The sequence below is a fragment of the Shewanella sp. MEBiC00475 genome (assembly GCF_005234075.1).
GTDB classification, from domain to species: Bacteria; Pseudomonadota; Gammaproteobacteria; order Enterobacterales; family Shewanellaceae; genus Shewanella; species Shewanella polaris.
In genome coordinates this window covers 4,204,490-4,229,809 of the sequence record NZ_CP039928.1, presented here as the reverse complement: position 1 = coordinate 4,229,809, position 25,320 = coordinate 4,204,490, and the positions used below count along the sequence as shown (strand labels likewise).

Annotated in this window: 24 protein-coding genes; 11 read left to right on the top strand and 13 right to left on the bottom strand. The window is 40.8% G+C overall.

Translation table 11 applies throughout. From position 1 onward, the window contains the following. Positions 1 to 359: 359 nt before the first annotated feature. Positions 360 to 1,817, top strand: coding sequence for a formate transporter FocA (focA, locus tag FCN25_RS18750; protein ID WP_137226900.1), 1,458 nt, complete (start codon positions 360 to 362; stop codon positions 1,815 to 1,817). Between the two features lie 473 nt (positions 1,818 to 2,290). After that, positions 2,291 to 2,635: a hypothetical protein gene (locus FCN25_RS18745; RefSeq protein ID WP_137226899.1), complete on the top strand. Its 345-nt coding sequence runs from the start codon at positions 2,291 to 2,293 to the stop codon at positions 2,633 to 2,635. Positions 2,636 to 2,654: 19 nt separating this feature from the next. Here the strand turns inward: FCN25_RS18745 and FCN25_RS18740 are convergent, their stop codons facing one another. Next, complete coding sequence (locus tag FCN25_RS18740) at positions 2,655 to 3,758, bottom strand: energy transducer TonB (protein ID WP_137226898.1); 1,104 nt, start codon at positions 3,756 to 3,758, stop codon at positions 2,655 to 2,657. 247 nt (positions 3,759 to 4,005) lie between these two features. On the opposite strand from FCN25_RS18740, the gene FCN25_RS18735 reads away from it, so the two are divergent. The 4 genes from FCN25_RS18735 to FCN25_RS18720 are packed head-to-tail and all read left to right on the top strand — an operon-like array spanning position 4,006 to position 6,296. Next, positions 4,006 to 4,743, top strand: a complete 738-nt coding sequence (locus FCN25_RS18735) for a DUF1538 domain-containing protein (protein ID WP_137226897.1) — start codon at positions 4,006 to 4,008, stop codon at positions 4,741 to 4,743. Between the two features lie 24 nt (positions 4,744 to 4,767). Beyond that, on the top strand, positions 4,768 to 5,541 hold the full coding sequence (locus tag FCN25_RS18730) for a DUF1538 domain-containing protein (RefSeq protein ID WP_206194463.1): 774 nt from the start codon (positions 4,768 to 4,770) through the stop codon (positions 5,539 to 5,541). 3 nt (positions 5,542 to 5,544) lie between these two features. Continuing rightward, positions 5,545 to 5,895: a P-II family nitrogen regulator gene (locus FCN25_RS18725; RefSeq protein WP_137226896.1), complete on the top strand. Its 351-nt coding sequence runs from the start codon at positions 5,545 to 5,547 to the stop codon at positions 5,893 to 5,895. Then, positions 5,892 to 6,296 (top strand): CBS domain-containing protein, encoded by a 405-nt coding sequence (locus tag FCN25_RS18720; protein WP_137226895.1) that lies wholly within the window; start codon positions 5,892 to 5,894, stop codon positions 6,294 to 6,296. The genes FCN25_RS18725 and FCN25_RS18720 overlap by 4 nt, the downstream gene beginning before the upstream one ends. 29 nt (positions 6,297 to 6,325) lie before the next feature. Here FCN25_RS18720 and FCN25_RS18715 read toward each other — a convergent pair whose 3' ends face one another. After that, positions 6,326 to 7,195 (bottom strand): LysR family transcriptional regulator, encoded by an 870-nt coding sequence (locus FCN25_RS18715; RefSeq protein ID WP_137226894.1) that lies wholly within the window; start codon positions 7,193 to 7,195, stop codon positions 6,326 to 6,328. 129 nt (positions 7,196 to 7,324) lie between these two features. Here FCN25_RS18715 and FCN25_RS18710 point away from each other — a divergent pair, with 129 nt between their 5' ends. Together FCN25_RS18710 and FCN25_RS18705 are read left to right on the top strand one after the other, a co-directional pair. Next, positions 7,325 to 7,639 (top strand): putative quinol monooxygenase, encoded by a 315-nt coding sequence (locus FCN25_RS18710; RefSeq protein ID WP_217495321.1) that lies wholly within the window; start codon positions 7,325 to 7,327, stop codon positions 7,637 to 7,639. A gap of 3 nt (positions 7,640 to 7,642) precedes the next feature. After that, a complete protein-coding gene (locus FCN25_RS18705; RefSeq protein ID WP_217495320.1) occupies positions 7,643 to 8,665 on the top strand; it encodes a Gfo/Idh/MocA family protein in 1,023 nt (340 codons plus the stop codon). Here FCN25_RS18705 and FCN25_RS18700 read toward each other — a convergent pair. The 3 genes from FCN25_RS18700 to FCN25_RS21205 all read right to left on the bottom strand — a co-directional run bounded on the left by FCN25_RS18700 (position 8,627) and on the right by FCN25_RS21205 (position 10,558). Further along, positions 8,627 to 9,031 (bottom strand): NUDIX hydrolase, encoded by a 405-nt coding sequence (locus tag FCN25_RS18700; protein ID WP_137226893.1) that lies wholly within the window; start codon positions 9,029 to 9,031, stop codon positions 8,627 to 8,629. The two genes, FCN25_RS18705 and FCN25_RS18700, sit on opposite strands and share 39 nt — an antisense overlap. Positions 9,032 to 9,197: 166 nt before the next feature. After that, entirely contained in the window at positions 9,198 to 10,229 is a 1,032-nt protein-coding gene (locus FCN25_RS18695; RefSeq protein ID WP_137226892.1) for a hypothetical protein, read from the bottom strand. Between the two features lie 224 nt (positions 10,230 to 10,453). Beyond that, on the bottom strand, positions 10,454 to 10,558 hold the full coding sequence (locus tag FCN25_RS21205) for a transposase (RefSeq protein WP_254693681.1): 105 nt from the start codon (positions 10,556 to 10,558) through the stop codon (positions 10,454 to 10,456). Positions 10,559 to 10,779: 221 nt separating this feature from the next. Between FCN25_RS21205 and FCN25_RS18685 the strand changes: the two genes are divergently transcribed. Then, positions 10,780 to 11,247 (top strand): hypothetical protein, encoded by a 468-nt coding sequence (locus FCN25_RS18685; RefSeq protein WP_137226891.1) that lies wholly within the window; start codon positions 10,780 to 10,782, stop codon positions 11,245 to 11,247. Here the strand turns inward: FCN25_RS18685 and FCN25_RS18680 are convergent. From FCN25_RS18680 to ppsA, 7 genes are all read right to left on the bottom strand, one after another. Continuing rightward, the gene (locus FCN25_RS18680) at positions 11,234 to 13,852 is read right to left on the bottom strand and encodes a calcium-translocating P-type ATPase, PMCA-type (protein WP_137226890.1); all 2,619 of its coding nucleotides are present in this window, start codon (positions 13,850 to 13,852) and stop codon (positions 11,234 to 11,236) included. The genes FCN25_RS18685 and FCN25_RS18680 overlap by 14 nt on opposite strands. 1 nt (position 13,853) lies before the next feature. Continuing rightward, positions 13,854 to 14,438, bottom strand: a complete 585-nt coding sequence (locus tag FCN25_RS18675) for a hypothetical protein (protein ID WP_137226889.1) — start codon at positions 14,436 to 14,438, stop codon at positions 13,854 to 13,856. Positions 14,439 to 14,444: 6 nt separating this feature from the next. Beyond that, entirely contained in the window at positions 14,445 to 14,714 is a 270-nt protein-coding gene (locus FCN25_RS18670; RefSeq protein ID WP_137226888.1) for a DUF211 domain-containing protein, read from the bottom strand. A gap of 454 nt (positions 14,715 to 15,168) precedes the next feature. Then, positions 15,169 to 15,588 (bottom strand): MarR family winged helix-turn-helix transcriptional regulator, encoded by a 420-nt coding sequence (locus FCN25_RS18665; protein WP_137226887.1) that lies wholly within the window; start codon positions 15,586 to 15,588, stop codon positions 15,169 to 15,171. 147 nt (positions 15,589 to 15,735) lie between these two features. Then, positions 15,736 to 16,188, bottom strand: coding sequence for a DUF1285 domain-containing protein (locus FCN25_RS18660; protein WP_137226886.1), 453 nt, complete (start codon positions 16,186 to 16,188; stop codon positions 15,736 to 15,738). 11 nt (positions 16,189 to 16,199) lie between these two features. Next, complete coding sequence (locus tag FCN25_RS18655) at positions 16,200 to 19,247, bottom strand: FAD-binding and (Fe-S)-binding domain-containing protein (protein ID WP_137226885.1); 3,048 nt, start codon at positions 19,245 to 19,247, stop codon at positions 16,200 to 16,202. A 129-nt stretch (positions 19,248 to 19,376) separates the two neighbouring features. Then, positions 19,377 to 21,746 carry a phosphoenolpyruvate synthase gene (gene ppsA, locus FCN25_RS18650; RefSeq protein ID WP_137227472.1) on the bottom strand — a complete coding sequence of 790 codons (2,370 nt, stop codon included), beginning with the start codon at positions 21,744 to 21,746 and terminating at the stop codon, positions 19,377 to 19,379. Between the two features lie 126 nt (positions 21,747 to 21,872). On the opposite strand from ppsA, the gene FCN25_RS18645 reads away from it, so the two are divergent. Together FCN25_RS18645 and FCN25_RS18640 are read left to right on the top strand one after the other, a co-directional pair. After that, positions 21,873 to 22,685 carry a pyruvate, water dikinase regulatory protein gene (locus tag FCN25_RS18645; protein WP_137226884.1) on the top strand — a complete coding sequence of 271 codons (813 nt, stop codon included), beginning with the start codon at positions 21,873 to 21,875 and terminating at the stop codon, positions 22,683 to 22,685. Between the two features lie 194 nt (positions 22,686 to 22,879). After that, positions 22,880 to 23,947, top strand: coding sequence for a 3-deoxy-7-phosphoheptulonate synthase (locus tag FCN25_RS18640; RefSeq protein WP_137226883.1), 1,068 nt, complete (start codon positions 22,880 to 22,882; stop codon positions 23,945 to 23,947). Between the two features lie 126 nt (positions 23,948 to 24,073). On the opposite strand, the gene FCN25_RS18635 is transcribed toward FCN25_RS18640, so the two are convergent. Beyond that, positions 24,074 to 25,303: an HD-GYP domain-containing protein gene (locus FCN25_RS18635; protein ID WP_137226882.1), complete on the bottom strand. Its 1,230-nt coding sequence runs from the start codon at positions 25,301 to 25,303 to the stop codon at positions 24,074 to 24,076. Between the last annotated feature and the right edge of the window lie 17 nt (positions 25,304 to 25,320).

Here is a 25,320-nt window from a genome sequence, read left to right as displayed (position 1 = left end):
CATTGTTTGTATTTTAAATTATCTTTTTTAACTAAGTAAAAAACTTGCTAACAACCAACTGGATATATCAGAAATATACCTATTTTTTAGACTAAAACAGCCTACTTAATAGGCTAAATACAAATAAGTGATCTGTGTCAATTATAATTACATAACATCAACATCTTCAGTTTACCCATCTATTGCCATGTAAATTATATGTTATTATTCTTCTCTTTTTGATTGTTTTATAAAAATTCACCAATTGCACTTGAGGTCAAATATAGGCCTAACGTGTAGATAAATTATCATAAAAAAATGTAGATTTTCTATTTGCTTAAAGAGAACCAAAATATGCGATTACAAACTAGGAGCATGATATGAGCTCTTCAAATCAATCTCCGGAATTGAAACCGCTACTGTCTCCTAAGGAAATGATGAGCCAAGCGGAACAGTTTGCAACAAGCAAAATTATGAAAACCACCAACATGACAATCAGCCTAGCAATAATGGCAGGTGTATTTATTGGCTTAGCATTTTTATTTTATATTACGGTTACGACAGGAAGTACATCAACCAGTTGGGGAATCACCCGATTTGCTGGTGGTATCGCTTTCAGTATGGGACTGATTCTTATTGTATTGATGGGTGGCGAATTATTTACCAGTTCGGTGTTATCAAGTATTGCCTGGGCTAATCGACAAATTAGCTTCAAGGGAATGGTGGTCATATGGGGCAAAGTGTATGTTGGCAACTTTATTGGTGCCATTTTGTTGGTTATTTTGGTTGCCGCTGCAGGCCTTTATAAATTAGATGGCGGCCAATGGGGGTTAAATGCACTCAATATTGCCCAACATAAACTGCACCACACCTTCGTAGAAGCCTTCGCGCTTGGTATTCTGTGTAATCTATTAGTATGTTTAGCGGTTTGGTTAACATTTAGTACTCAAAATGCCGTTGGTAAAGCGTTTATGGTCATGCTGCCTGTGGCAATGTTTGTAAGTAGTGGTTTTGAACACTGCGTAGCAAACATGTTTATGGTACCGCTTGGCATTGTAATCCAATCAACTGCACCAGAATCGTTTTGGCTACAAGTAGGAGCAACGTCAGGTCAATTTTCAGACTTAACTTTATCCCATTTCATTACCGCTAATTTAATCCCGGTAACACTTGGCAACATCGTTGGAGGCTCTGTTCTAGTAGGCCTAGCTAACTGGTCAATCTATGTGCGTCCAGAGTTAACATCAGATCAATCACAGTTAATTAAATCAACACAACTACCAGCGTCATTAAAAGAGGTTGTGATGAAAACCAACCTTACCGCGGTAGATATTATGAATGCTGATTATTATACGCTAACAGCTGAAATGTTAACCGAGCTCGCTATTGATGCATTTAACGACAGAAAAATTCATGGTGCTCCAGTCGTTGATGCCCAAGGTAAACTCGTGGGATTTTTCTCCATACATGACACCATGGTCGATTTATGGCGCCAAGATTATATTCCACCTCAAGGTCAAAAAGTGATGGACTTAATGTCACGTGACGTTATTGCTGTAAACCACACCGAGTCATTGGTTAATTTACTCGAGTTTTTATGTATTGATAAAGATCACCTGTATCCTAATACAGAAAACGATATTGCATCACAGCAGGCTTCGATTTCAGTAGAGCAAAGAGGCCAAAGTACAAATAACAAACCGCAACATCTACCCGTTTTAAAAGAGGGTCATTTAGTCGGTGTCGTCTCTAGAATAGATATTATAACGGCATTACGAACCATCTATGCCGAAACTCTAGATCCAGTACAGCATGGGCAGACTACCAAAACAGCATAACAATATTAGGGTCAAGCAATAAACTTGACCCTGTTCTTGATCAAGAGCCACTAAGAGATACAAAGAACAGCTGATCGCATCCCCTATTGGTAATCGTTACCCTTAATATAAGTATTTTGAGCCCACAAAAAAACTTCCTAGTTTACTTATTCTCTATTTAAAATGCTTATTAAAGCCAATTGCTTGCCTATTCAAACACTAATGCTTAACTCATCAATCATCCTGCTATAAAAATAAAAACATCAATAAAAAATAGACCTTTCATAGAATAACGCCAATGGCTTAATGCCTGTTTTGAAGTGTCGATAAAAGTCCATTTAGCAATAGCCAAGATAAAAAATAAATATTGTTAAGCATGCCAATTAGATAGCTTGATTTAGTAAATTGTTCATATTTCTATGCTGGAAAATGTCACATTATTCTGCTTTTATTGTACATAAGCTTTGCGAGTATCATACGATAAGGATGGCATTATGATTAAGTTTACTTACCACCTCAATCAAGACAATATTGAGTTACAAGCGAGTAACTGGTGCGGCCTAGAACGAGTATTTATTAATGGCAAAGTCGTGTCGCGAAAATTCAATTTTGGCTTGCAAAGCATGCATGACGTTTTGCTTAATAATGGTAAAAAATGCCGTTTCCAATTAGTTGTCGATCCACAAACAGAATTAGTTTCTTGCCGAGTCTACAAACAAAATCAATTGGTCACCATTTTAAAACAAGGTAAGAAGCAACTACAAAAAAGCCAGTTCCTCATAGAAACCAGCTTTGTCATTATATGTGTAGGTATGTTGAGTTTGTATTGGCTAGGTTAGCCTAGCCCACTATAAATCATTAGCTTATGGTGAAATCAAGTCTCACCATCGACTTTGCTTCTGTTGGCTTACCATCAACAAATTTGGGTGCATAACGCCATTGGCTAAGCGCTTCTATCGATTCTTTTTCAAATTTGCTACCACCTTGTGAATCAATTATTTCAGGCGATTTAACAAATCCATTCTCATCAACTGTGAATTCAATTTGCACCCAACCATTTTTGCGACGTTTCGCATATGACATAGGGTAATCTGGTGCTTTTCTATATAACGGGGTTTGTTCTTGCTGATCATTCCATGGCGTCATTTTGCCTATTGCTACACAATGTTCTGTGGCTTTATCTGCTTGGTCTTGTTGTGCATAAATGTTGACTAATAATGCATGTGCACGTAACTCATACGGGTGGCTATAAGGTAATGCTTGATATTGTTTAATAACTTCAAGTAATAAAGGAGCAGCATCAGGCTTATTCATAGCCGAATAGAGGGCGCCTACAAGATAAGTTGAATTAACCCTTTCAATTGAATTTTCCGGTAGTTTTGCAACGTAGATATCGTTGGCATCGATGAGGAAATCTCTCACTTTACGCGTATAAAATTCAGTGCCCGATAAACGATGAAAGGCGACGAGCTTAACTTCGGCCACCGTTAATGCATTATCGGCTTTTTCAGCAATGTCGATAGCTTCAAACAAAAGCTTTTTTGCAAATTTATCATCGGTAGTGGTTTGAGCTAACCCTAATAATGGATCAATCAAAGTAATATCATTTTCAGCAACATTATTGCGATATACACTCAACGCTGAATCAAATAATGAAAGTGCCTGCATTGTTGCGGCATCTTTAATAATTCGGCCATTGTTATTTCTTTTTGATTCATCAATTAACACATTCGCCCAATTCATCGCTAGCTTGGCGCTATCAAGACTGTCCTTGCCAAATTTAATTTGACCTAACTCATACGATTGCTGGGCATAGTTAATAATATCTTGGTTATTATTACTGTTAACCGCGATATTGTACTGTTCGTAAGCATGAGCAAAACCATCTATATCACTAGGTTCAGCATAAACAAATTGACTCACAAACGCTGCGGCTATTGATAGGCGTAAAAGTGTTTTCATACAATTAAAATCCTTTTTGTTGTTATTCTTGCCCCTTCTCAGGCTATGCGGAATACTGATCGAATATAAGTTGAACAATGCGAGTCTCAGTTTAAATCATTTTTATGACCAACATCAACTTAATGATGATTATTGTAAATAATATGTTGCGTAATAATCATCAAAGCCCAAACTGGATAAACAGCTTGCGATATTGCAACTGGCGATACAACAATAACAATCATTACCACAAATTACAGGAGCCAAGATGTCAGCCATCGTAAAATTGCTCCAGGCCATGCTCAGCAGTTTTAAAGACCTTATTCCCATTATCTTAGTCGTTAGTTTTTTTGAGATTTTTGTATTACATCAAGCACCAGCCGAACTTGGCTCAATTCTGGTAGGCGTAATCTTTATTGTATTAGGGCTAACTTTTTTTGTATTCGGTTTGGAAATGGGTTTATTTCCTATTGGCGGATCACTTGCAGAAGCATTAGCACGAAAAGGCAGTGTCTTTTGGTTAGTTATTTTCTCTTTTTCCTTAGGTTTTGGCACCACATTAGCAGAACCAGCCCTCACTGCCGTGGCGAATGAAGCTGCTCAAGTTGCCGCTAATGCAGGTGCGATAGAGTCAAATAAACAAGCCATGAGCTCCTATGCTATGGGCTTACGATTAACCGTTGCAATTTCGGTTGGTCTGGCTATTTTACTTGGGGTCATTCGTATTCTTAAGGGGTGGCCAATCCATTACCTCATTATTGGTGGTTACGTGTTAGTGATGATCCTCACCAGCTTTGCTCCGGCCAACATTATTGGTCTCGCATATGATTCTGGCGGCGTCACCACATCGACCATTACCGTACCTTTAGTCACCGCATTAGGCGTTGGTTTAGCAAGTGTCATTAAAGGCCGTAATCCCATGGTTGATGGCTTTGGCTTGATAGCATTCGCAAGTCTTAGCCCAATGATTTTTGTATTACTGTACGGCATGGTGTTTCTTAAATGATTGAGATAACCAACAAAATGAGGAATACGTTTGCTTAATGAACTGATGAGCACCCTATTACTGACCGCTCGAGATGTCATTCCTATCGCTATAATTCTGTTTGGCTTTCAGCTAGGCGTACTTAAACGCCCTATTAACCAGTGGCGTAAAGTATTACTCGGATTTATTTATGTGATTATCGGCCTCACCTTTTTTCTCGTGGGTTTACAAATGGCGCTATTCCCTATCGGTGAGAGCATGGCTAATCAACTGACCACCAGCGAGTTTTTACACCCTGATGGCGGCAACGAGCCGTATATTTGGCAAGACTATTTCTGGGTTTATGTGTTTGCCGCCGCTATCGGTTTTAGTACCACCATTGCAGAACCGTCATTAATTGCAGTAGCAATCAAAGCCAACCAAGTATCGGGTGGCACTATTGGTATCCAAGGCCTACGAATGTCAGTGGCGTTTGGCGTAGCGATTGGTATTACTTTAGGCTGTTTTCGTATTGTGGTTGGGGATCCCATTCACTATTACATTATGGCGGGCTATGTGGTGGTGGTTATTCAAACCTTTTACGCCCCAAAAATGATTGTCCCTTTAGCATATGACTCTGGTGGGGTAACCACATCAACGGTAACCGTGCCATTAGTTGCGGCATTAGGACTTGGACTCGCCACCAATGTTGAAGGCCGTAATCCGTTAATTGATGGCTTTGGGCTAATTGCCTTTGCCAGTTTATTTCCGATGATCACTGTTATGGGTTATGCCCAAATAGTTGACTATTTATCCAAACGAAAAACCATTAAGGAGTAACCTATGCGCTTTAAACTAATTGTCGCCTTTGTCGATGATGACTGTACTGACAAGGTACTCGATGCTGCGCGTATTGCAGGTGCAACAGGCGCGACAGTCATAAACCATGCTCGCGGTGAAGGGTTAGAAAAAAAGACCACTTTTATGGGATTAACCTTAGAGGTACAACGTGATGTGATTTTATGGTTAGTAGAAGAGCACATGAGCCGTCACATTTTAGAAACCATTTCTCACGTGGGCGAATTTGACACTAACTCAGGCAAAGGTATTGCGATTCAAATTGATGTTGAAGATGCTGTTGGTGTGGCCCATCAAGTTCAAAAATTGAGTAAAGACATTGAGGATCAAATATGAATAGCAAAACCCCTATTCGTAATCGTGACGTTATGAATAACAATTTCGTCATGGTTGACGGCATGCGCACTGTGGCAGAAGCGATCCAGGAAGCCATTAGTCATAATGTGAATATACTAGTAGTGAATAAACGCAATGAGAATGATGAATACGGCATGGTACTCATGAGCGATATCGCCCGCAAAGTGCTAGCCAAAAATAAATCACCTGAACGTACCAATATTTACGAAATAATGATTAAGCCAGTGCTTTCCGTGCCTATAGATATGGACGTACGCTACACGGCACGACTTTTTGAACGCTTTAATATTAATAAGGCGCCTGTGATTGAAGCGGGTGAGATTTTAGGGTTTGTCACTTATGACAATATTGTGCTTAAAGGCATGATAGCCAAGTCATAATATGTATTTAGTATTATATGTACCTGTCGTTATTCGAGCTGGCGAATAATAAAGTCAATCAAGGTTCGTGTTTTTAACGGCAGGTTTTTGTCTTTATACAATAAGTGTATTGGCATTGCTTCTGGAGGTGTTAATACACTGAGATTTGTTAATAATCCTGCTTTAATGGCCTCATTCACAACAATCTGTGGCTGTAAAATAATACCCAATCCATCTATCGCTGCTTGGGTTAGTACCAAGCCACTATTGGACAACAATCTAAAGCTGCGTTTACCAAACAACTGGCTGTGAGCAACCGATAATGACGCACTTTTAGAATAGCTAAAGCCTAAACAATCATGATGAGGTAAATCGTCAATTGACTCTATTGGCGGGTGTTGAGCTAAATAGTGAGGCGAAGCACAAAATATCATTTCATAATTCATGATATGTCTGCCAATTAGCGCAGAGTCATCAAGATTGCCAATCCTTACCACTACATCAACATGATCCACCATGGGATCGATGAGATTATTATCAAGTCGCAATTCCACATCAATTTGCGGATACTGCAGTAAAAATTGATTCACTATCGGTGCCAGCACAATATTGCCAAAACTCACTGGAGCATTAATTCTAATGGTGCCTTTTGGCGTCGAACTCATCGACTGCAGCGTGTTTTCAGCTTGCTCAATGGCCATCAAAATTGGCTGGCATTCTTGGTAATAAACGAGGCCCGATTCCGTTAATTCTTGTTGACGAGTAGTACGGTTAATCAACTTAACCCCTAGGTAAGACTCTAACTGATTAATGTGCTTACTCACCATAGTTCGGCTGATGTTAAACCGATGAGCTGCTGCGACATAGTTGCCCTGCTCGGCCACATGACTAAACACTTTCATCGCGGTTAATTTATCCACCAAACATCCTTAATGCATTATCAATTCAGTGTTAATTATAAACCTATGGTGTTTTCTGTAAACACCATTAAACCATTTAGGGACACGCTTAAGTGGTTTACGATGACGTGATATTAATTAGGAGTCGTTATGAACAACAAACTGGATCAACAAGGCGTGTTTATCACTGCCGAAATTCACATTAAAGATGAGGTGTCATTGGCACAAGGCATCGCAGCTGTCCGTCAATTCTGTGTGGATATGAATAGCGAACCAGGTTGTTCACTTGCAATGGCTCTGCAAAATAAAACCAATCCTAAGCAATTTGTGTTTTGGGAGCGTTATAACGACCAAGCTGCATTTGATGCACACTTTGCTGCTGATCATACTCAAGCGTTTATCAAATCGGCATTAACCGATCTAAAGCAAGCGTTTGACTATCAACTATTAACCACTGAGGGATAATGAATGTCTGGATCGATTAAATGGGCAATATTAGGCACCAGTTTTATCTCTGGGGTAATGGCTGATGCGATTAAAGCACAAGGTCAAAGTACTATTTTTGGCGTGGCCGGACGCAACACCACAACTCTGGCAGAGTTTGCCACTCAGTATCAAATTCCACATCAATTTAAGGATTTTGATGCGTTAATCAACAGTCCTGAAGTCGATGTTATCTACATTGCTCTGCCAAATCATTTACATCATGAATACATAATCAAAGCGGCCAATGCTGGTAAAGCAATTTTATGTGAAAAATCATTGTCTGTAGATATACCAAAAACCATCGAAAGTCTTGCTGCAGTAAAGCAAAATAAGGTGTTTTTCCTTGAAGGCTTAATGTATTTAGCTCACCCATTAATGCAACAGCTAAGCAAAACATTAGCCACTGGTGTGATAGGTGAAGTAAAAAGTATCCGCGGCCAATATTGCGCAGCCATAAGCCAGTTTGTTAATCCCGCCAGCCTTGGGGCGTTATTTAACTTAGGTTGCTACCCAGCATCATTAATGCAATTAGTCATGCAGCAACAATTTGGTACCGAGCAAAGCCAACACTATCAAATTGAAGCAATCGGAAGACGCGGCCAAGACGGTAATATTTGTGAATCAACCGCCATTGTCAGTTATAACAACGGCGTGCAATGTCATCTGCATACCGCTGAAGACTATGGTCTGCACGCAGGCTTTACTATTTTAGGCAGCTTAGGAAGTATTGAGTTCACTTCAAATCCTTGGTTACCAGAATCTCAGGGTAATCAATTTACGGTGAGATTATATGAGCAACAAGCTGAAGTAGCGAATGTTGAAGCTAAAGGCAATGGGTTTTACTATCAAGTAGAAGCTGTGCTTAACGCATTAGAAACCAAGCAATACACAGTACCTAGACCTTTGGTACAGCTCAGTGACTCTGTTGATATGATGCAAATATTAACCACATGGCATAAAGCCGCATTAGAAAGCTGCGCTGCGAACCACACCACTGAACGCTAAACATTCGTTTACTCGCTGTTGCTGAATGTTAGATAATTCAGTAACAGCAACGTAAGCGTACTCGCTGTGTTCATCGCTTAAACGTATTGTCGCTGCTTGGGGTAACGCACAGCGAAAGATAAAAGCTTGCGATTGATACGCACTGTGAAAATACACCCCAGACAGATATTGCACGTCAACCTCACAGCCCAACTCTTCAAAACATTCACGTTGTAATGCCTGATGAATCGTTTCATTAGGGTCAAGTCCACCACCCGGTAAACCCCAATGTTTGTCACCATAAGTGGCTTTTAACAACAACACCTGTCCTTCATCATTAGTAATTACCGCATGAGAACTGAGTCTAAATAAATCATTAAAAGCCATGATGGTTTTCCATTACATATTAAGTTGTTCTTGGAGACCCGAACGTATTTTTAATAATATCACTCTGTCGAATTGAGTCATAAAATACAAGTTAATCAGAACGACAAACGCATTAATAAAAGCATGTTTACTGTTCACGACTAGCTCGTTTCTGGACAAAAGTTCGTTAGAGCTTCGGGTTTAGTGCAATGCTGACCCCACTAAATTCCTTGTTAGGCATTTTCTCGATAGTTTGCTTTGATTGGTGGAGTTTTTCTTTACATTCATTTTTATATTCCCAGCCAGTTTTATCTTCAATTGAGCCAAGATATTCATTGATTGCAGCTACTGCCTTATCTTTCAATTCTTGCTCACATTTTCCTCTTATTTTTGCAGAAGCGAATGCTAAACCAGTTACCGTTTGGAAATATGTATATGAAGAATACTCGCTCTGGTATGGATCATTTATGTCAATCTCCCAATCCCTCAGTAATTTGGCAAGAAAAATCAGCGTTGAATTATTGCCATTTCTTTTATTCCATTTTCTGAAAATTTCTAGAGTATCTGCGCCCGTATCACTCCCATTTGGAGAAAATTCGTCGGCACAGCTCCATTGGTTTGGTATTGGCACGACTTCTCTCGCCTTCGGATGATAATCTTCCCAATCCAGTCCGAGCTTTTTCCAGTCATCTAGTTTGTTAAAAGCTTCTTTTCTTCGTTGAGCTACTATATCTCGAATGTTTTCTAATTCCTCAACATCATCAGGAATAGTACTAAGTGTAGAATTTAAATAGACTTCAAATGCAGGAAAATCAAAATTGTCTGTTTTTTTGATTTTTGGATTGATGATAGGAGCAAAGCCAATGATTTCTTCTAAAGTTGCTTTAACCCATGCCGGATTGACTTGAATCAGAGGTTTTTTATTTCTTTCTATTTCATATCCTGTGGTGAACTTTCCTTCAATTTCCAAACTTAAGCGTTGCTTTTTACGGGAAAAAGTACATTTAGGAAGTTTCTCTAAATTCTTGTGGAACTCTTCCTGCATTTTTTCAAGAGTGTTCCTCGCAGGGCCATCATGATAAAAGTGAACAGTGATATCTATCTCTTGTATAGCATCACCGAAATCAGGCATTTCATATTCCAGTAATGCAGAAACCAATGATATTGATTTATGGCCACCAAACGAATTATATAATCTGTGGGAAACCGTAATGTCCATTTAATTGCTCTCTCTAGAATTATTCGCTATTGCCTAACGAGCCTGTAGAATTACTCGTTTTAAAATTCATTTTGATTAATGAACAAACAATATCTGAGTTTCTATTTTGATTCAATTATTTAGTGGTGTTTAGATTATTATTTAACATGCAGATTTATTGTTGTTTTTAGAGGGAGTGTAAGGCGGGTTTGGTGAGTTTTTGAGATAAAAAGGGCTTCCCCTTCTTAGTGCATCGCGTGTTGCAGCTTTTCTATATTATGAACAAGGCAGTACAACAGTTGCCACTGGGCATTAACTTTGGCTTGGCCTCGTAAGGTCAATTTATTCATGCCTTTGTTGACCGTAATATTCCCGAAAACAGGCTCAATACAGCCTAGTCGCTTGCTAGAGAATTTAGTGGGGTCAGGGTAAACTTTTATAAAAAGTAAATTTAAACACTGGCTTTTTAAAACATTTATGTCCAAAAAATAGATAGTGCCTGTAACCTATAAATGGATAAATTCAACTCTGAATTTGAGGCCGTTGAAGGCTCTTTATACAAGAATGCGTGATGCTCACATGGCCTTTCTCGCACATCCATGTGCTACAAGGCATTCAGGCATCCTGCCTATCAGATGTGAGCTTAGCTTTCGCGGTACAGGTCGTTCTTTGGCGTCCTGCCATCACGACATTCGTGAATCCATTCACATCAAATGTACCATCGGAAGCGTTAGCATTTTCACTCTTTATTAATAAGATGGGCCGAAGCAGCATACAATTTAAGTTAAAATCTGGATTAATTTCCGTCGCGACCTTTTCGCTCTTTGAAAATGTTGCCGGAACGGCAGGGGTGATCCAAGAGGGGATTGCTGTTGATCCCCTTTTGGCCCGTGCAGGGTGGAACCTTGCGATGTTAATTCAAACGGAGTTTGAAAAAACTGGTGTGGGCGAAGCGCCACGACATGAGTGGCCGCAGGCCATAGCGGTAACGCACTATTTATATATAACACTATTCCTCTTTAGCACTATACGTAAATAACACCACGGCGTATTAGCCATTTTTCAATTTCGACGGCAAACAGAATAAGTGAAGATATAAACATACAGACAGCAAAATCGGCCATTGGTAAAGGCTGGGTATGGAAAATAGTGTTCAATACAGGTGTATAAATCACCACCATCTGTAACAACAACGTCAGCAGAAATGCCCCTAACATGGGTAAATTACTGAATAAACCAGTACGCAATAATGAAGTACTATTGCTGCGAACCGCCAGTGCATGAAACAACTGCGATACGGTTAATACGGTAAACACCATCGTTTGCCAGTAAACTAGATCACGAGAAATAGCCCAAGCCATAGTAACAATGGATATTCCACCAATAAATAACCCCACCCAGATAATATGCTGCCACATACCATGAGAAAAAATACTTTCCTTTGGAGGCGTTGGCGCACGATTCATTATATTCGGTTCGGCTGGCTCGGTCGTTAATGCAAGGCCCGGCAAGCCATCAGTTACTAAGTTAATCCACAGGATATGAATCGGCAATAAAGGAATAGGCAACCCGAAAAAAGGTGCCAGAAACAAGGTTAATATTTCACCAAAATTGGAACTCAATGTATATTTGATAAATTTGCGAATATTATCGAAGGTGCGCCGTCCCGACCGTATCGCTCGAACGATCGAGGAAAAATCATCATCCAGCAATACCATATCAGAAGCTTCGCGAGCCACATCGGTTCCCTTCAACCCCATGGCCACGCCAATACTCGCACGCTTCAATGCGGGTGCATCGTTGACGCCATCGCCAGTCATAGCGACAAATTCACCTTTTTCCTGCAACGCTTTGACAATACGTAATTTTTGTTCAGGTGTCACCCTTGCGTACACCCGTATCGTGTCAACTAGGCGGGAGAATTCTTCATCCGGTATTTTAGCAAGCTGATCACCACTTAGCATCGCACTATCGTCATCAATAATACCCAAACGTTGTGCTATCGCAAACGCGGTACCAGGGTGATCGCCAGTAATCATTACTGGAATAATGCCCGCTGTAAGGCAATCATTCACAGCCTTAGGTACTTCAGGCCGCGGCGGATCAATCAGCGCCACCAGCCCCAAAAAAGTGAGTTCTCGCTCTACAACGTCTGCTTCTAGTGGATCTGGCAAGCGGCTAAATTCACGCTTTGCAAATGCCAGAACACGATAACCTTTACTCGCTAATTGTGTTGCCTCTGCCAACACAGTCGCTACTTCAAACGCTGTAGCGCCATCATTATTTAATCCTTGAATACATTGTTGTAGTACTTTTTCTGGCGCGCCTTTGATGTACGCAGTCACAACATCGGATGTTTGATGCAAGGTTGTCATCTGTTTTCGTTGGCTATCAAATGCAATAACAGCTATACGTGGCTTTGCTTGCTCAAGGATAGACTTGTCAAAACCGGCCATGTGAGCGGCTTCGAACAATGCCAGCTCGGTCGGTTCACCAGCAGGTTTGCCATCTTTAACCATGATGTCATTGTTTAGTGCCATGGCTTGGCCCAGTTCAGTCCATGGAATACTAGCTTCTGACTCAGGCATTGCTTTTCGCAGTTCACCAGCGGCGTAAAATAACTCAGCAGTCATGAGGTTTTGTGTCAGAGTGCCGGTCTTGTCAGTACAGATATAAGTAACTGAACCTAGGGTTTCCACCGCGGGTAAGTTACGCACTAGCGCATTATGTCGAATCAGCTTACGCGCCCCTAGGGCTAGTGAAATGGTCACCACCGCCGGAAGTGCTTCCGGTATCGCTGCAACTCCCAGGCTTACAGAGGTTAAAAACATCAGTAATATTGGTTGTCCTTGCAGCAAGCCTACAACAAACACCATTATACATATTGCCAACACAGCCAAAGCAAGATAACGGCCAAAACGAGACAATCGTTTTTGCAAGGGTGTTTTTACATTCGTTTCATCTTGCAGCAACCCAGCAATCTGGCCTATTTCGGTTTCCATACCACTGGCAACCACGACCCCTTTGCCTCGTCCACGCGTAATCATACTGCTCTTAAAGACTAGATTTAAACGGTCTCCAATGGCCAACTCAGTATTAACTAACGGTTCTGTTTGCTTTTCTATTGCACTCGATTCACCAGTCAGTGCTGATTCATCAACCTGTAGATCTTCCTCTTCTAGTAAACGCAAATCAGCAGGCACAATATTTCCTGCTTCCAGCATGACAATATCACCCGGTACGAGCTCTATTGTGTCAATGGTCACTTCATTAGTATCACGCAATACATGTGCATCTGGCGCTGCCATTTTTCGCAGTGCCGCCACAGCTCGTTCAGCCCTATACTCTTGTCCGGTGCCAATAATTGCATTTAGTAATACAATTACCAGAATAGCAATAGTATCTTGTAGCTCACCTAAAAACCCCGAAATCACTGCCGCGACCAACAGCACAATAATCATGAAATCAGAAAATTGCCCGAGTAAAATGAACAGCAACGAACGTCGTTTTTTTTGGATAATCGCATTATGACCATATTCAATTAGGCGTTTTTTTGCCTGTTCTATGGTCAGGCCCGTTAACGATGAGTCAAGCCGCTGTAGAACATCTGCAGATTGTAAACTGTGCCATTTGGGTGATGACATTTTAGTTTCCAACAAAGAAGTAAATAATCGAAGCGGTTAATACAGCAACTAGCAATGCCTGTATACCACTGCGTAACCACGTCACCCCTGATATCCGGCCAAGAAAAACACCTAATAAAAAAGTGAGTAGCAATGCCACAAAGACGGCAGAATAAAGAGGTGAAAGAGGAAGATTAACGCCTGCCATGGCCAGCCAGAGTGGCGACAAGATTAACAATGAAATGACCAGCGGTGCTAGGCCATTAACCAATGCTACTAACAAGGGAACCCAGCGCGAGGCGACACCATGCGCACTATTATGGAGATCACTAATCATTGCCCTCTCCAGTTCTCCCAGGGCATATTTTCGCTCCGCAGATTCACTGATGTAAGCACTGCTAATACCACTCATGCTCAGTGCAATCGCTGCTCCGAGACAGACACCAATAACCATGGATAAATCGGCAGGTTTACTGACAATAAAACCCATTATCAACCCGAGCATGGTAAGTGCACCATCAAAGCCATTTACAACAAAATAACGACGTACAATTCCCCGTGAGTTGGTTATATCGAGTAAAAATCTGGCCTGCTTTAACGGACTCATAATATGTTAACCAGCAACCGTTTCATTATGAACTTCAACCTCATCAATACTGTGAAGAGATCCTCCCATATTGGCAATGACAGATTGAATGGCATTAAAATCAATTGCACTACCAGCCAATTCTATTTGAACCGTTTCAGTGTTTTCATCCATTTCAAGAACAATCAATTTAACTCGATAATCGACACCAGCTTCGGCGATAGCTTGAGAAAACTCAAGTGCATTAGGTTGATGAGGTTTAAGTACATCCAGAACAACCCTTTTGACATTAACCATAATAAATAGTCCTATAAATTTTAGTCTTATTGATTATATTTTAACCCCTCATGAATAATTTGTCGTGAGGTGTCTATGGTTTTTAGTTAACTTGGAAACCTAACGCTTTTGTCAACGTTTCAAATCATACTGACTAATATGTACCCATTTATCTAGCATTGCTAGGATAATGAATATAGGTTTTGTCAGCGTGGATGACGCTAGATTTGTATGATGATTTTTAGATCTAAAAAGATAGATTTAACACGGAATAGTTTTTCTAAACTTAGGGTATGTTGATCTTAGCGGCTTGAATTTTGTTCTAGATAAAAACGTTTTAATCGAGGCGAGTGGATTGCGGCCTAGCAATCTAAGAACTTTTACTCAACAAAGAGTGAAGAGTAAACAGCTGTTGGCTTCCTCTTACTCTGGTGTAGACGAAGCGTCACAACCTAAGTGAACGCTGGCCATAATATTATTGACTAAAATGATTCACTTTATTCAGCAAACGCATAAATTCAACTTGTTCACTGTCGGTTAATGCCGTTAAAAAGTGTTGATTAACCCACTCTGCTTCGTGAATTAAATCTTGTTCGAGCGCTTTACCATTGTCGGTTAAAAAGATTTGAAATGAGCGACGATTGTCCGCTTCTTGATGACGAGTAATAAACCCCTGAACCTGTAGATTATCGAGCAGCCGCGTCATGGTGTAATTGGCTACGTCGCAACGTTTAGATAGCTCAGTTTGACTAATGCCCTCTTCTTGCCATAACGTAAATAGCACAGGCCAAATTTTACTGTCTAACTCATAGCGCTTTAAACGAGTATCGAGTTCTTGCTGCAAGGCAATATTTAAATGGGAAATCAAATAACTTAAACTTTCAAAACGTTCCAAATGATATCTCCTGCATCGTCATCCGTGTCATTATCTCTCAATGTACAGACCTTACCGGCTTTTAAGTAAGCCACAATATCTATACTTAGGTAAAACACACCTGAACACGGATTAGATTACCATCTCTATACGTTAATAGAAGCTATTTTAAGAGTCAAAAGATACATACTCGTTTATGTAGCGGTAATAACAGGCTCGATTTAATTGTCCCACCAAGCCCCGCACTAAAGGTGCGTATATGCCATTGTCTGTAACGATAATATCTGCGACATTAATAGCAGAAAGTTGAGTACCTATACTGCTGGTAAATATCAGCTCATCAATTGAATGAGTATCCGAAGGCGAAGCTTGATAATCCACTAACAATAATGGATATGCCTCAACGGTGACTTTTACTTTTTCGACTGACGTAATTAAGAAATACTCGTCATCAATACAATGCAAAATACTACTGAACAAAGCTGCAAACTTTGCAGGCAACGGACTGTCTAGATACAGCCAATCGCCATTGGCTTGTATATGAAACAGCACATCATCACTGCGCAGCGCCACACCATCAGGTTGAGTAAATGTACTTAATGCTGCTGTTTCATCTGTCATTACGCTTATCCTTATGCCAGTAACTTAAGCAACGCCTCTATCGGATGTTGGGGTTTAAAGCCGGAAAAACGTTTCACCTGGCTTCGACATGAATAGCCCGAAACCAATATTTGACTCTGTTCAGTCATTTTTTCAATACTTGACTGCCAAGACATTTCAAATAATTGCTTTGAACGTTCAAGGTTTTCTAGTTCATGGCCATAAGTGCCCGCCATGCCGCAACAGCCTAAATTGACACTGTTTAACTTAGCCCCAAAATGACTAAAAATCGCTTTCCACTCATTTGCAGTATTTGGTTTTGCTGTTGATTCTGTGCAGTGACTAAACCAAGTGTATTGCGGCGCATCATCTGATAATGCAGAGGCTTCATTTCGACTCGCGACAACATCAGTTAGCCATTCATTGGCCAACAGCACCTCAAATGGACCACGGCGTTGGCCTAGGGCTTCTTTATACTCATCGCGATAACATAATACTAAAGCAGGATCGATTCCCACCATTGGCATACCAAGGGCATGCACTCGGTTTAAGAAGTCAGCACTGTTTTGCGCTGTTTTAGCAAATTTGTCTAAGAAGCCTTTAATGTGAGTCGGTTTACCATTGGGTTTAAATGGCAATAATACCGGCTTAAGGCCAAGCTTTTCGATTAATTGAATAAACCGATAAACCAAATCGGCATCATAAAAACTGTTAAACGGATCTTGTACTACCAACACATATTGACTGCGCTGCGCTTCAGGGATGGCAGACAAACAATCCAAATCATAGCCTCGACTCGAATGACCGTCTAAACGCTGTTTTAGCGTAGGCACGGATAACTTCGGCGCATCGACATAACCAATGGCTTTTTTAATCACCCATTTACTCAGCGGATTTTGCGAAGCTATATTAGTTAATTTTGGCATAGCTGCCATCAGCGGTAATGTGTCTTCAATACCAGCAACTAAATAATCTTTGGCTGGTCGTAAGTAGCGTTTGTAATAAATATTAAAGAACTGTGCTCTAAACTTTGGCACATCAACTTTAACCGGACATTGCCCCGAACAGGCTTTACAGGCTAAACAGCCTTTAAGCGACTCCATGACTTCATGGGAGTAGTCATAGTCCCGTTGGTTGTTGATGGTATTTTGAATTCGTTGCATCAAGCCCAATGATTTAGACTTCGCTAGTGCATCAAGATCAACGCCTTCTGCTTCAAGTAAACGCAACCATTCACGCATTAATCCAGCTCGGCCTTTGGGTGACTGAACTCTATCTCCTGTGACTTTAAACGACGGACACATAGGAGAATAACTGCTGTAATTAAAACACAGCCCATTACCGTTACAGTTCATCACATCAGGAAAAGCTTCACGGGTTTGCACCGGAATTTGTCTGTCAAAACTGCCACGTTTTGCACTGTCGACATTAAACATCAATGGACCAGATTGAGGCGGAGCGACTAATTTACCTGGATTTAAACGATTATCAGGGTCAAACAAGCCTTTAATCTGTTCAAGCACACCATAAAGTTCGTCACCAAATACCGCTGGACCATATTCACCACGCACACCTTTACCATGCTCGCCCCACATTAAACCGCCATACTTAAGTGTTAATGCTGCCACTTGGTCAGATATCACTTTAAGTAATTGCTCATCGGCGACATCACACATATCTAATGCTGGGCGAACATGTAATACACCAGCATCAACATGACCAAACATACCGTATTGTAAATTATGGCTATCGAGTAACGCACGAAACTCCATAATATAGTCGGCTAAGTTTTCTGGTGGCACGGCGGTATCTTCGGCAAATGCTAGCGGTTTACGATTACCTTTGGTGGCACCTAATAAGCCCACTGCTTTTTTACGCATCGCATAAATACTGTCGATATCACTTCTTTCACTAATAATTTGAAAACCAACTAAACCGAACTGCTGTTGGTTCAGTTGTCCTGTCAGCATCTCTTCTAACAGTGCGAGTTTATGTTTTACGACATCGTCTTCACCGGCAAACTCAACCATATTAAGACCTTCGATGATCTTATTGGGCACGGCTTTAATTTGATCGGCAACTGAGTGCCAAATAATGTCTTCGCGGGCAAGGTTAAGCACTTTAGAGTCAACGGTTTCAACTACAGTAGCATTGGCTTGTACTAATGAGGGTGCATGACGTAATGCTGATTCAAACGAGTCGTACTTAATATTCACCATCATGCGAGTTTTTGGTAACGGAGTAAGATTAAGCTTAGTTTCGGTAATGACCGCAAGCGTACCTTCTGAGCCCGTTAAAATACGCGATAAATCAAACTGGCTTAAATCATCATTCCACACATGCTTTAAATCATAGCCAGTTAGAAAACGATTCAACTTTGGAAAACGCTCAATAATAGTGTCGCGTTTTTGCAAACATACTGCTGCCACCTTGCTAGCAATGGTATTACCAAGCTGATTATCACCGAAAGGTTGTTGGTCAACGTTGTCATGAGCTATTGGTGTTGTGGTCAGTACACTACCGTCAATGAGTACACTGGTGATCCCTAACACGTGATCAGACGTTTTGCCGTAAACTAATGAACCAGCACCAGATGCATCGGTATTAACCATACCGCCAATGGTCGCGCGGTTTGAAGTGGATAAATCAGGACTAAAGAAAAAACCATGGGGACGCAATGCATCATTTAATGCATCTTTAATCACCCCAGCCTGTACCCTTGCCCAGCCCTCTTTGGCGTTGATCTCAAGTACTTGGTTCATGTGCCGCGACACATCGAGGATCAGTCCATGAGTCAATGACTGGCCATTAGTGCCTGTTCCGCCGCCGCGAGCACTAAAGGTGACTTGTTTGTATTTGGGCTGCGCTGCTAGTGATAACACCAACTCAACATCTTGTTGATGTCGTGGATAAATAACAGCTTGCGGTAGGAATTGATATACCGAATTATCGGTTGCCTGAATAAGCCGCGCACTATAACGCTTGTCTATTTCACCTTCAAACTCGCTTTGTTCTAGCGCGTCAAGATACTCTAGATAGATAGGTTCTAATGTTTGTTTATGTGATAGCAAAGGTAACATAGAGGACTTATTAATTATTGGTATATTAAAATCATTATAAACAAAAAAAAGCCGCTAAAAAGCGGCTTTTCTAACATTTTGATAAAATTCAACTTAAAAATTACATTAAATTGCAATTATTATGCTTGATTATGCATTCTGTTCAGCTAAATATAACCAAGTGTCGATGACTGTATCAGGGTTAAGTGAAACAGAATCAATACCTTGCTCAACTAACCATGCAGCAAAGTCAGAATGGTCTGATGGACCTTGACCACAAATACCCACATAGGCACCTTTGGCTTTAGCTGCTTTAATGGCCATGGCTAATAATATTTTAACCGCATCATCACGCTCATCAAATAAATGGCTGATAACTCCAGAGTCACGATCAAGCCCTAACGTTAGCTGAGTTAAGTCATTTGAGCCGATAGAGAAACCATCAAAATACTCAAGGAACTGATCTGCTAGCAAGGCATTCGATGGGACTTCGCACATCATAATCACACGCAAGCCATCTTTACCGCGCTCTAAGCCTTGCTCTTTCAGTAATTCGATTACTTTAGATGCTTCGCTTACCGTACGTACAAATGGGATCATAACTTCGACGTTGGTTAAGCCCATTTGGCTACGAACACGTTTAATTGCTTCACATTCAAGCGCGAAACAATCGCGGAATGATTCAGAAATATAACGGCTGGCACCACGGAAGCCCAACATTGGGTTTTCTTCATCTGGCTCGTAACGATCACCACCGACTAAGTTTGCGTATTCGTTAGACTTAAAGTCAGACATACGTACGATAACTTTTTTCGGATAAAACGCTGAAGCAATAGTCGCAATACCTTCAACTAGACGTGCTATATAAAACTCAACAGGAGAATCATAACCAGATATCATTTCGTTGATTTCAGCTTGTAACTCGGCAGTTTGACCGTCGAAATCAAGCAAGGCTTTAGGGTGAATACCAATCATACGGTTAATGATGAACTCTAAACGCGCTAAACCGACACCTTCGTTAGGTAAACGGGCAAAGTCGAATGCACGATCAGGATTACCGACGTTCATCATAATCTTCATTGGCAAAGGAGGTAATGTATCTACGCGGTTTGTGACAACGTCGAACTCTTGTTTACCCGCATAAATCAAACCAGTATCACCTTCAGCACAAGATACTGTGACAATATCGCCCGTTTTAATACGGTCAGTAACATCACCACAACCTACAACTGCAGGTACGCCTAATTCACGTGCAATAATCGCTGCATGACAAGTACGTCCGCCACGGTTAGTCACAATCGCACTCGCGCGTTTCATGATAGGTTCCCAATCTGGGTCTGTCATGTCGGTAACTAACACGTCACCTGGCTCAATTTGATCCATCTGGTCAATCGAGGTTAATACCTTCGCAACACCAGCACCAATCTTATGACCAATAGCGCGGCCTTCACAGACAACGTCACCTTTAGTTTTTAAATGGTAACGTTCAATTAACTGCACATCTTCACGACTGCGAACGGTTTCTGGACGAGCTTGAACAATATAAAGTTTGCCATCGTTTCCATCTTTAGCCCATTCGATATCCATCGCACGGCCATAATGCTTTTCAATAATCACAGCTTGCTTAGCAAGTTCCATGACTTCTGCATCATTAAGAGAGAATATACGACGTTGTTCTGCAGAAACGTCTTCGATTTTAACTTGTTTACCATGAGCCTTATCATCAGAGTAAACCATTTGAATCAACTTACTGCCAATATTACGACGCACAACAGCTTGATGGCCTTGCGCTAAAATCGGTTTGTGGACATAGAATTCATCAGGGTTAACCGCACCTTGTACAACCATTTCACCTAAACCAAAAGATGAAGTGATAAAGACAACGTCGTTGTTACCAGATTCTGTGTCCATGGTGAACATAACACCAGAAGCCGCTTTGTCTGAACGTACCATACGTTGTATGCCAGCAGATAAAGCAACACCTTGATGTTCGTAACCTTGATGGACACGATAAGAAATTGCACGATCATTAAATAATGATGCGTAAACATGCTTAATCGCTAACATGACGGCGTCATAGCCTTTAACGTTTAAGAATGTTTCTTGTTGGCCGGCAAAAGATGCGTCAGGCATATCTTCAGCGGTCGCTGATGAACGCACTGCAAATGATGCGTCTTTAGTTTCGCTCGACAATTTTTCATATGCTTCACGAATGGCGACTTCTAATGCAGGCTGAAATGGGGTATCGATAACCCATTGTCTGATCTGTGCACCTACTTTGGCCAGTTCATTAACATCATCAACATCCAATGTATCCAGAATATCATTAATTTTCTGGTTAACTCCGCTTTGTTCAAGGAACTCATTGAACGCATGAGACGTCGTCGCAAAACCGCCAGGAACTTGAACCCCAGCATTAGCCAAATTGCTGATCATTTCACCAAGGGATGCATTTTTTCCGCCGACCTTGTTTACATCACCCATGCCTAAATCTTGATACCAGAGTACGTATTGCTGCACAGTTTTATCTCCGCAAGTTTTTATTTCAATGGCCACTTCACATAAGGGCAATAGCATCTTACACTCCCATACAAGACGCGTAAATCTATAATTTTATTTGTAATTTTATTACTACAAGAGGTCATAATGACACCAAAAGTATTCTACATTTCAGATGGAACCGCGATCACGGCAGAGGTTTTTGGTCATGCGGTACTTTCACAATTTCCTATAGAATTTGAATCACTTACAATTCCATTTGTCGAAACGATCCCTCTAGCAGAGAAAGTTAAGCAAAAAATAAATGATTGTTTTATTACAACAGGTGTAAGACCACTAGTGTTCCACTCAATCATTAATCCTGAAATTCGTAATGTGATTTTTTCGAGTGAATGTGTCGATTACGATTTCTTGAACACCTTTGTTGCGCCACTCGAACAACACTTAGGTGTGAAAGCGAAACCTTTATTACACCGAACACATGGTAAAAGTAACCAAGGTTACGAAACCCGCATTGATGCGATTAACTTCACTATGGATAATGATGACGGCCAAACCATGAAACACATGGATGAAGCCGATATTATTTTATTGGGTGTCTCTCGTTGTGGTAAAACGCCGTCAAGCTTATATCTGTCAATGCAATTTGCTATTAGAGCTGCAAACTACCCTTTTACTGAAGATGACATGGATAATCTTAAGTTGCCTGAGGCGTTAAAGCGCAATAAACCCAAATTATTTGGCTTGACCATTGACCCTAATCGTTTACACGAAATTCGCCAAAGCCGTATGGAAAACAGCCGGTACTCCTCATTAAGACAATGTCGCCTCGAAGTAAAAGAAGTCGAGATGATGTATAAAAAAGAGCGCATTCCATTCGTTAATACAACCAATCTTTCGGTTGAAGAAATTGCTACAAAAATTCTCCATATCACCGGTTTAAAACGCCATATGTTCTAATTAATAAACAATCAAAAAGCGCTGTATAAAGGCTATAAAAGTCGTTTTTATTCATTTAATTCGGCCCAGTCTTTTACAGCAATCTGTTTTTTGCAGCCAGATTACGTGGCTAAGCCTCGCATCTTGAACTTCTTTGGGTATATAATCCCGAGCAATATGATGCAAATGCATCTCACGATTTTTCGGTAATATGCATGACAATTAAAACAGATGAACTCAGAACAACCTTATTAAGCAAAGTTATTTCTCCTGCTCAGTTGGCTTCAGAATTTCCTTTAACCCAAGATGCCGCCGATTACCTTGTCGCTCAACGTCATGAAGTTGAAGCTATTATTGCCGGTGAAGACCAACGCTTATTAGTTATTGTCGGCCCTTGCTCGATTCATGACACTACAGCAGCATTAGAATACGCAGAGCGTTTATCTGCTTTGCACCATGAGTTAAAAGATGACTTATGTATTTTGATGCGGGTGTATTTTGAAAAGCCGCGTACTATTGTCGGTTGGAAAGGCTTAATTTCAGATCCTGATTTAGATGGCAGCTTTAGCCCTAACAAAGGCTTACGCATGGCGCGTCAATTATTACAACAAATCACTGAGCTTAAGTTACCTATCGCCACTGAATTTTTAGATATGGTTAACGGTCAATACATTGCCGATTTAATTACTTGGGGCGCTATTGGCGCGCGAACCACTGAAAGCCAAATTCATCGCGAAATGGCTTCCGCTCTATCTTGCCCTGTTGGGTTTAAAAATGGTACTGACGGTAATATCAATATTGCGGTGGATGCTGTACGAGCGGCTAAGGCCTCTCATATTTTTTATTCTCCAGATAAAGATGGTGCGATGGCTGTTTACCGCACTCACGGTAACCCATATGGGCATATCATTTTACGTGGTGGTAAAACCCCTAATTACTCAGCCGAAGATATTGAAGTGGCTCGAGCCCAACTTGAAGATGTGGGTGTAACTCAACGTATGGTCGTTGATTTTAGCCATGGTAATAGCCAGAAAAAACATAAAAACCAATTGAATGTTGCCGACAGCATCATGGCACAACTTCGTAATGGTAGTACTGCAATAGCAGGTATTATGGCCGAAAGCTTTATGATTGAAGGCAATCAAAAAGTAATTAAAGACGAACCATTAATTTATGGACAAAGCATTACTGATGCGTGTTTACATTGGGCTGACTCAGAAAAACTGCTACGTGATTTGGCTCAAGCATCTAAAGAACGCCAAACATTGCTTGCTAAATCGTAATTAATATATAAAACGGTTACACAATAATGCCAGCCTAAAAATAGGCTGGCATTATTCTGTATATCAAGATAATACTTGTTACATACTCGCATCACCTCATTCTGACACATTCACTCATTTAACATGCTACTTTTGCTCATGGGCTAAAAGTGATAATTGTGCCAGTTCTGCAAATTGTTGCTCAATTACCATAAAGCTGTCGACTAAAGCCGGATCAAAATGACAGCCCCGTCCATCAATAATAATCTTGATGGCTTCGTCATGGGAAAAGGGTCTTTTGTAACAACGTGGTGATGTTAACGCATCGTATACATCCACCAGTGCCACAATTCTGGCAGACAAAGGGATAGACTCGCCTTTCAACCCTTTCGGGTAGCCACTGCCATCCCATTTTTCATGATGACCTCCAGCAATATCTCGTCCCATCAACAAAAATTCGCATTGCGGTGCAAAGGCCAGCAAACTGTCTATCACTTTTGCACCAATTACCGGATGTGCTTTTATTTGATCAAACTCTTCAGGGGTTAATCGACCAGGTTTTAATAAAATATGATCCGCGATCCCCACTTTACCAATATCATGCAAAATAGATGACAGACTAATTTCATGAATAAAAGCTTCAGTTAATTCACTTGGCACTTGTTGTTCATCTAATCTTTGCCTTGCTAGCATATTGGCATATTGTTGCATTCTAATTAGATGAGCCCCAGTATCGTTATCTCGATACTCTGCCAGCTTTGCTAAGCCAATCACTGTCGCCTGCCTAGACGCTAATGTCGACTGCAACGAATGACTTAACTTACCGAGTAAATACGAAGTCGATTGAGTGACGATGGCATTAGTCACCACAAAGTTAATCACCACCACATACCAAATTAATGTCGAAAAACTATGAATTTCAGGCCAATTAAGCAACCTAAAGTGGAACGCTATCCCCATACCTATAAGCAATAATGCATTAACAAACTGTGCAAACAAAGCCCACCTTTCTCCGAGTAAAATACTGGCTAATGGAGGAAAAACAAACAACCAAAAAAAACCAGCTCCAGACGGGCCAATAGCCACTAAGAATGCGGCGCCAATAAAAAAAGTTAAGTAACAACCAATGACATACCGGCTTTTATCTGTCATTTTGGGGAACAACAAAATAATCAGCAAGACACCGTATGCGGCAGTGTCAAACACTGCCATATACCAAATACCTTCTGTAATGCACAGATACACACTGGTGATATAAACAGGTATGCATAACAGCGCTAATACACCAAACAAGCGTTGAAAGATGACTTTTCGCCACAAAGGTAAGCTATCATCTAGATCGTGTTGAATAATTTGAGCCGCTAACGAAGCTGACATAACCTTTCCTTAGTTAA

Bases quoted from the DNA above. Each gene is read 5' to 3' on its own strand.
- focA (WP_137226900.1), top strand. From the start codon at position 360: ATGAGCTCTTCAAATCAATCTCCGGAATTGAAACCGCTACTGTCTCCT.
- FCN25_RS18745 (WP_137226899.1), top strand. From the start codon at position 2,291: ATGATTAAGTTTACTTACCACCTCAATCAAGACAATATTGAGTTACAA.
- FCN25_RS18740 (WP_137226898.1), bottom strand. From the start codon at position 3,758: ATGAAAACACTTTTACGCCTATCAATAGCCGCAGCGTTTGTGAGTCAA.
- FCN25_RS18735 (WP_137226897.1), top strand. From the start codon at position 4,006: ATGTCAGCCATCGTAAAATTGCTCCAGGCCATGCTCAGCAGTTTTAAA.
- FCN25_RS18725 (WP_137226896.1), top strand. From the start codon at position 5,545: ATGCGCTTTAAACTAATTGTCGCCTTTGTCGATGATGACTGTACTGAC.
- FCN25_RS18720 (WP_137226895.1), top strand. From the start codon at position 5,892: ATGAATAGCAAAACCCCTATTCGTAATCGTGACGTTATGAATAACAAT.
- FCN25_RS18710 (WP_217495321.1), top strand. From the start codon at position 7,325: ATGAACAACAAACTGGATCAACAAGGCGTGTTTATCACTGCCGAAATT.
- FCN25_RS18705 (WP_217495320.1), top strand. From the start codon at position 7,643: ATGTCTGGATCGATTAAATGGGCAATATTAGGCACCAGTTTTATCTCT.
- FCN25_RS18700 (WP_137226893.1), bottom strand. From the start codon at position 9,031: ATGGCTTTTAATGATTTATTTAGACTCAGTTCTCATGCGGTAATTACT.
- FCN25_RS18695 (WP_137226892.1), bottom strand. From the start codon at position 10,229: ATGGACATTACGGTTTCCCACAGATTATATAATTCGTTTGGTGGCCAT.
- FCN25_RS21205 (WP_254693681.1), bottom strand. From the start codon at position 10,558: ATGAATAAATTGACCTTACGAGGCCAAGCCAAAGTTAATGCCCAGTGG.
- FCN25_RS18685 (WP_137226891.1), top strand. From the start codon at position 10,780: ATGCTCACATGGCCTTTCTCGCACATCCATGTGCTACAAGGCATTCAG.
- FCN25_RS18680 (WP_137226890.1), bottom strand. From the start codon at position 13,852: ATGTCATCACCCAAATGGCACAGTTTACAATCTGCAGATGTTCTACAG.
- FCN25_RS18675 (WP_137226889.1), bottom strand. From the start codon at position 14,438: ATGAGTCCGTTAAAGCAGGCCAGATTTTTACTCGATATAACCAACTCA.
- FCN25_RS18670 (WP_137226888.1), bottom strand. From the start codon at position 14,714: ATGGTTAATGTCAAAAGGGTTGTTCTGGATGTACTTAAACCTCATCAA.
- FCN25_RS18660 (WP_137226886.1), bottom strand. From the start codon at position 16,188: ATGACAGATGAAACAGCAGCATTAAGTACATTTACTCAACCTGATGGT.
- FCN25_RS18655 (WP_137226885.1), bottom strand. From the start codon at position 19,247: ATGTTACCTTTGCTATCACATAAACAAACATTAGAACCTATCTATCTA.
- FCN25_RS18645 (WP_137226884.1), top strand. From the start codon at position 21,873: ATGACACCAAAAGTATTCTACATTTCAGATGGAACCGCGATCACGGCA.
- FCN25_RS18640 (WP_137226883.1), top strand. From the start codon at position 22,880: ATGACAATTAAAACAGATGAACTCAGAACAACCTTATTAAGCAAAGTT.
- FCN25_RS18635 (WP_137226882.1), bottom strand. From the start codon at position 25,303: ATGTCAGCTTCGTTAGCGGCTCAAATTATTCAACACGATCTAGATGAT.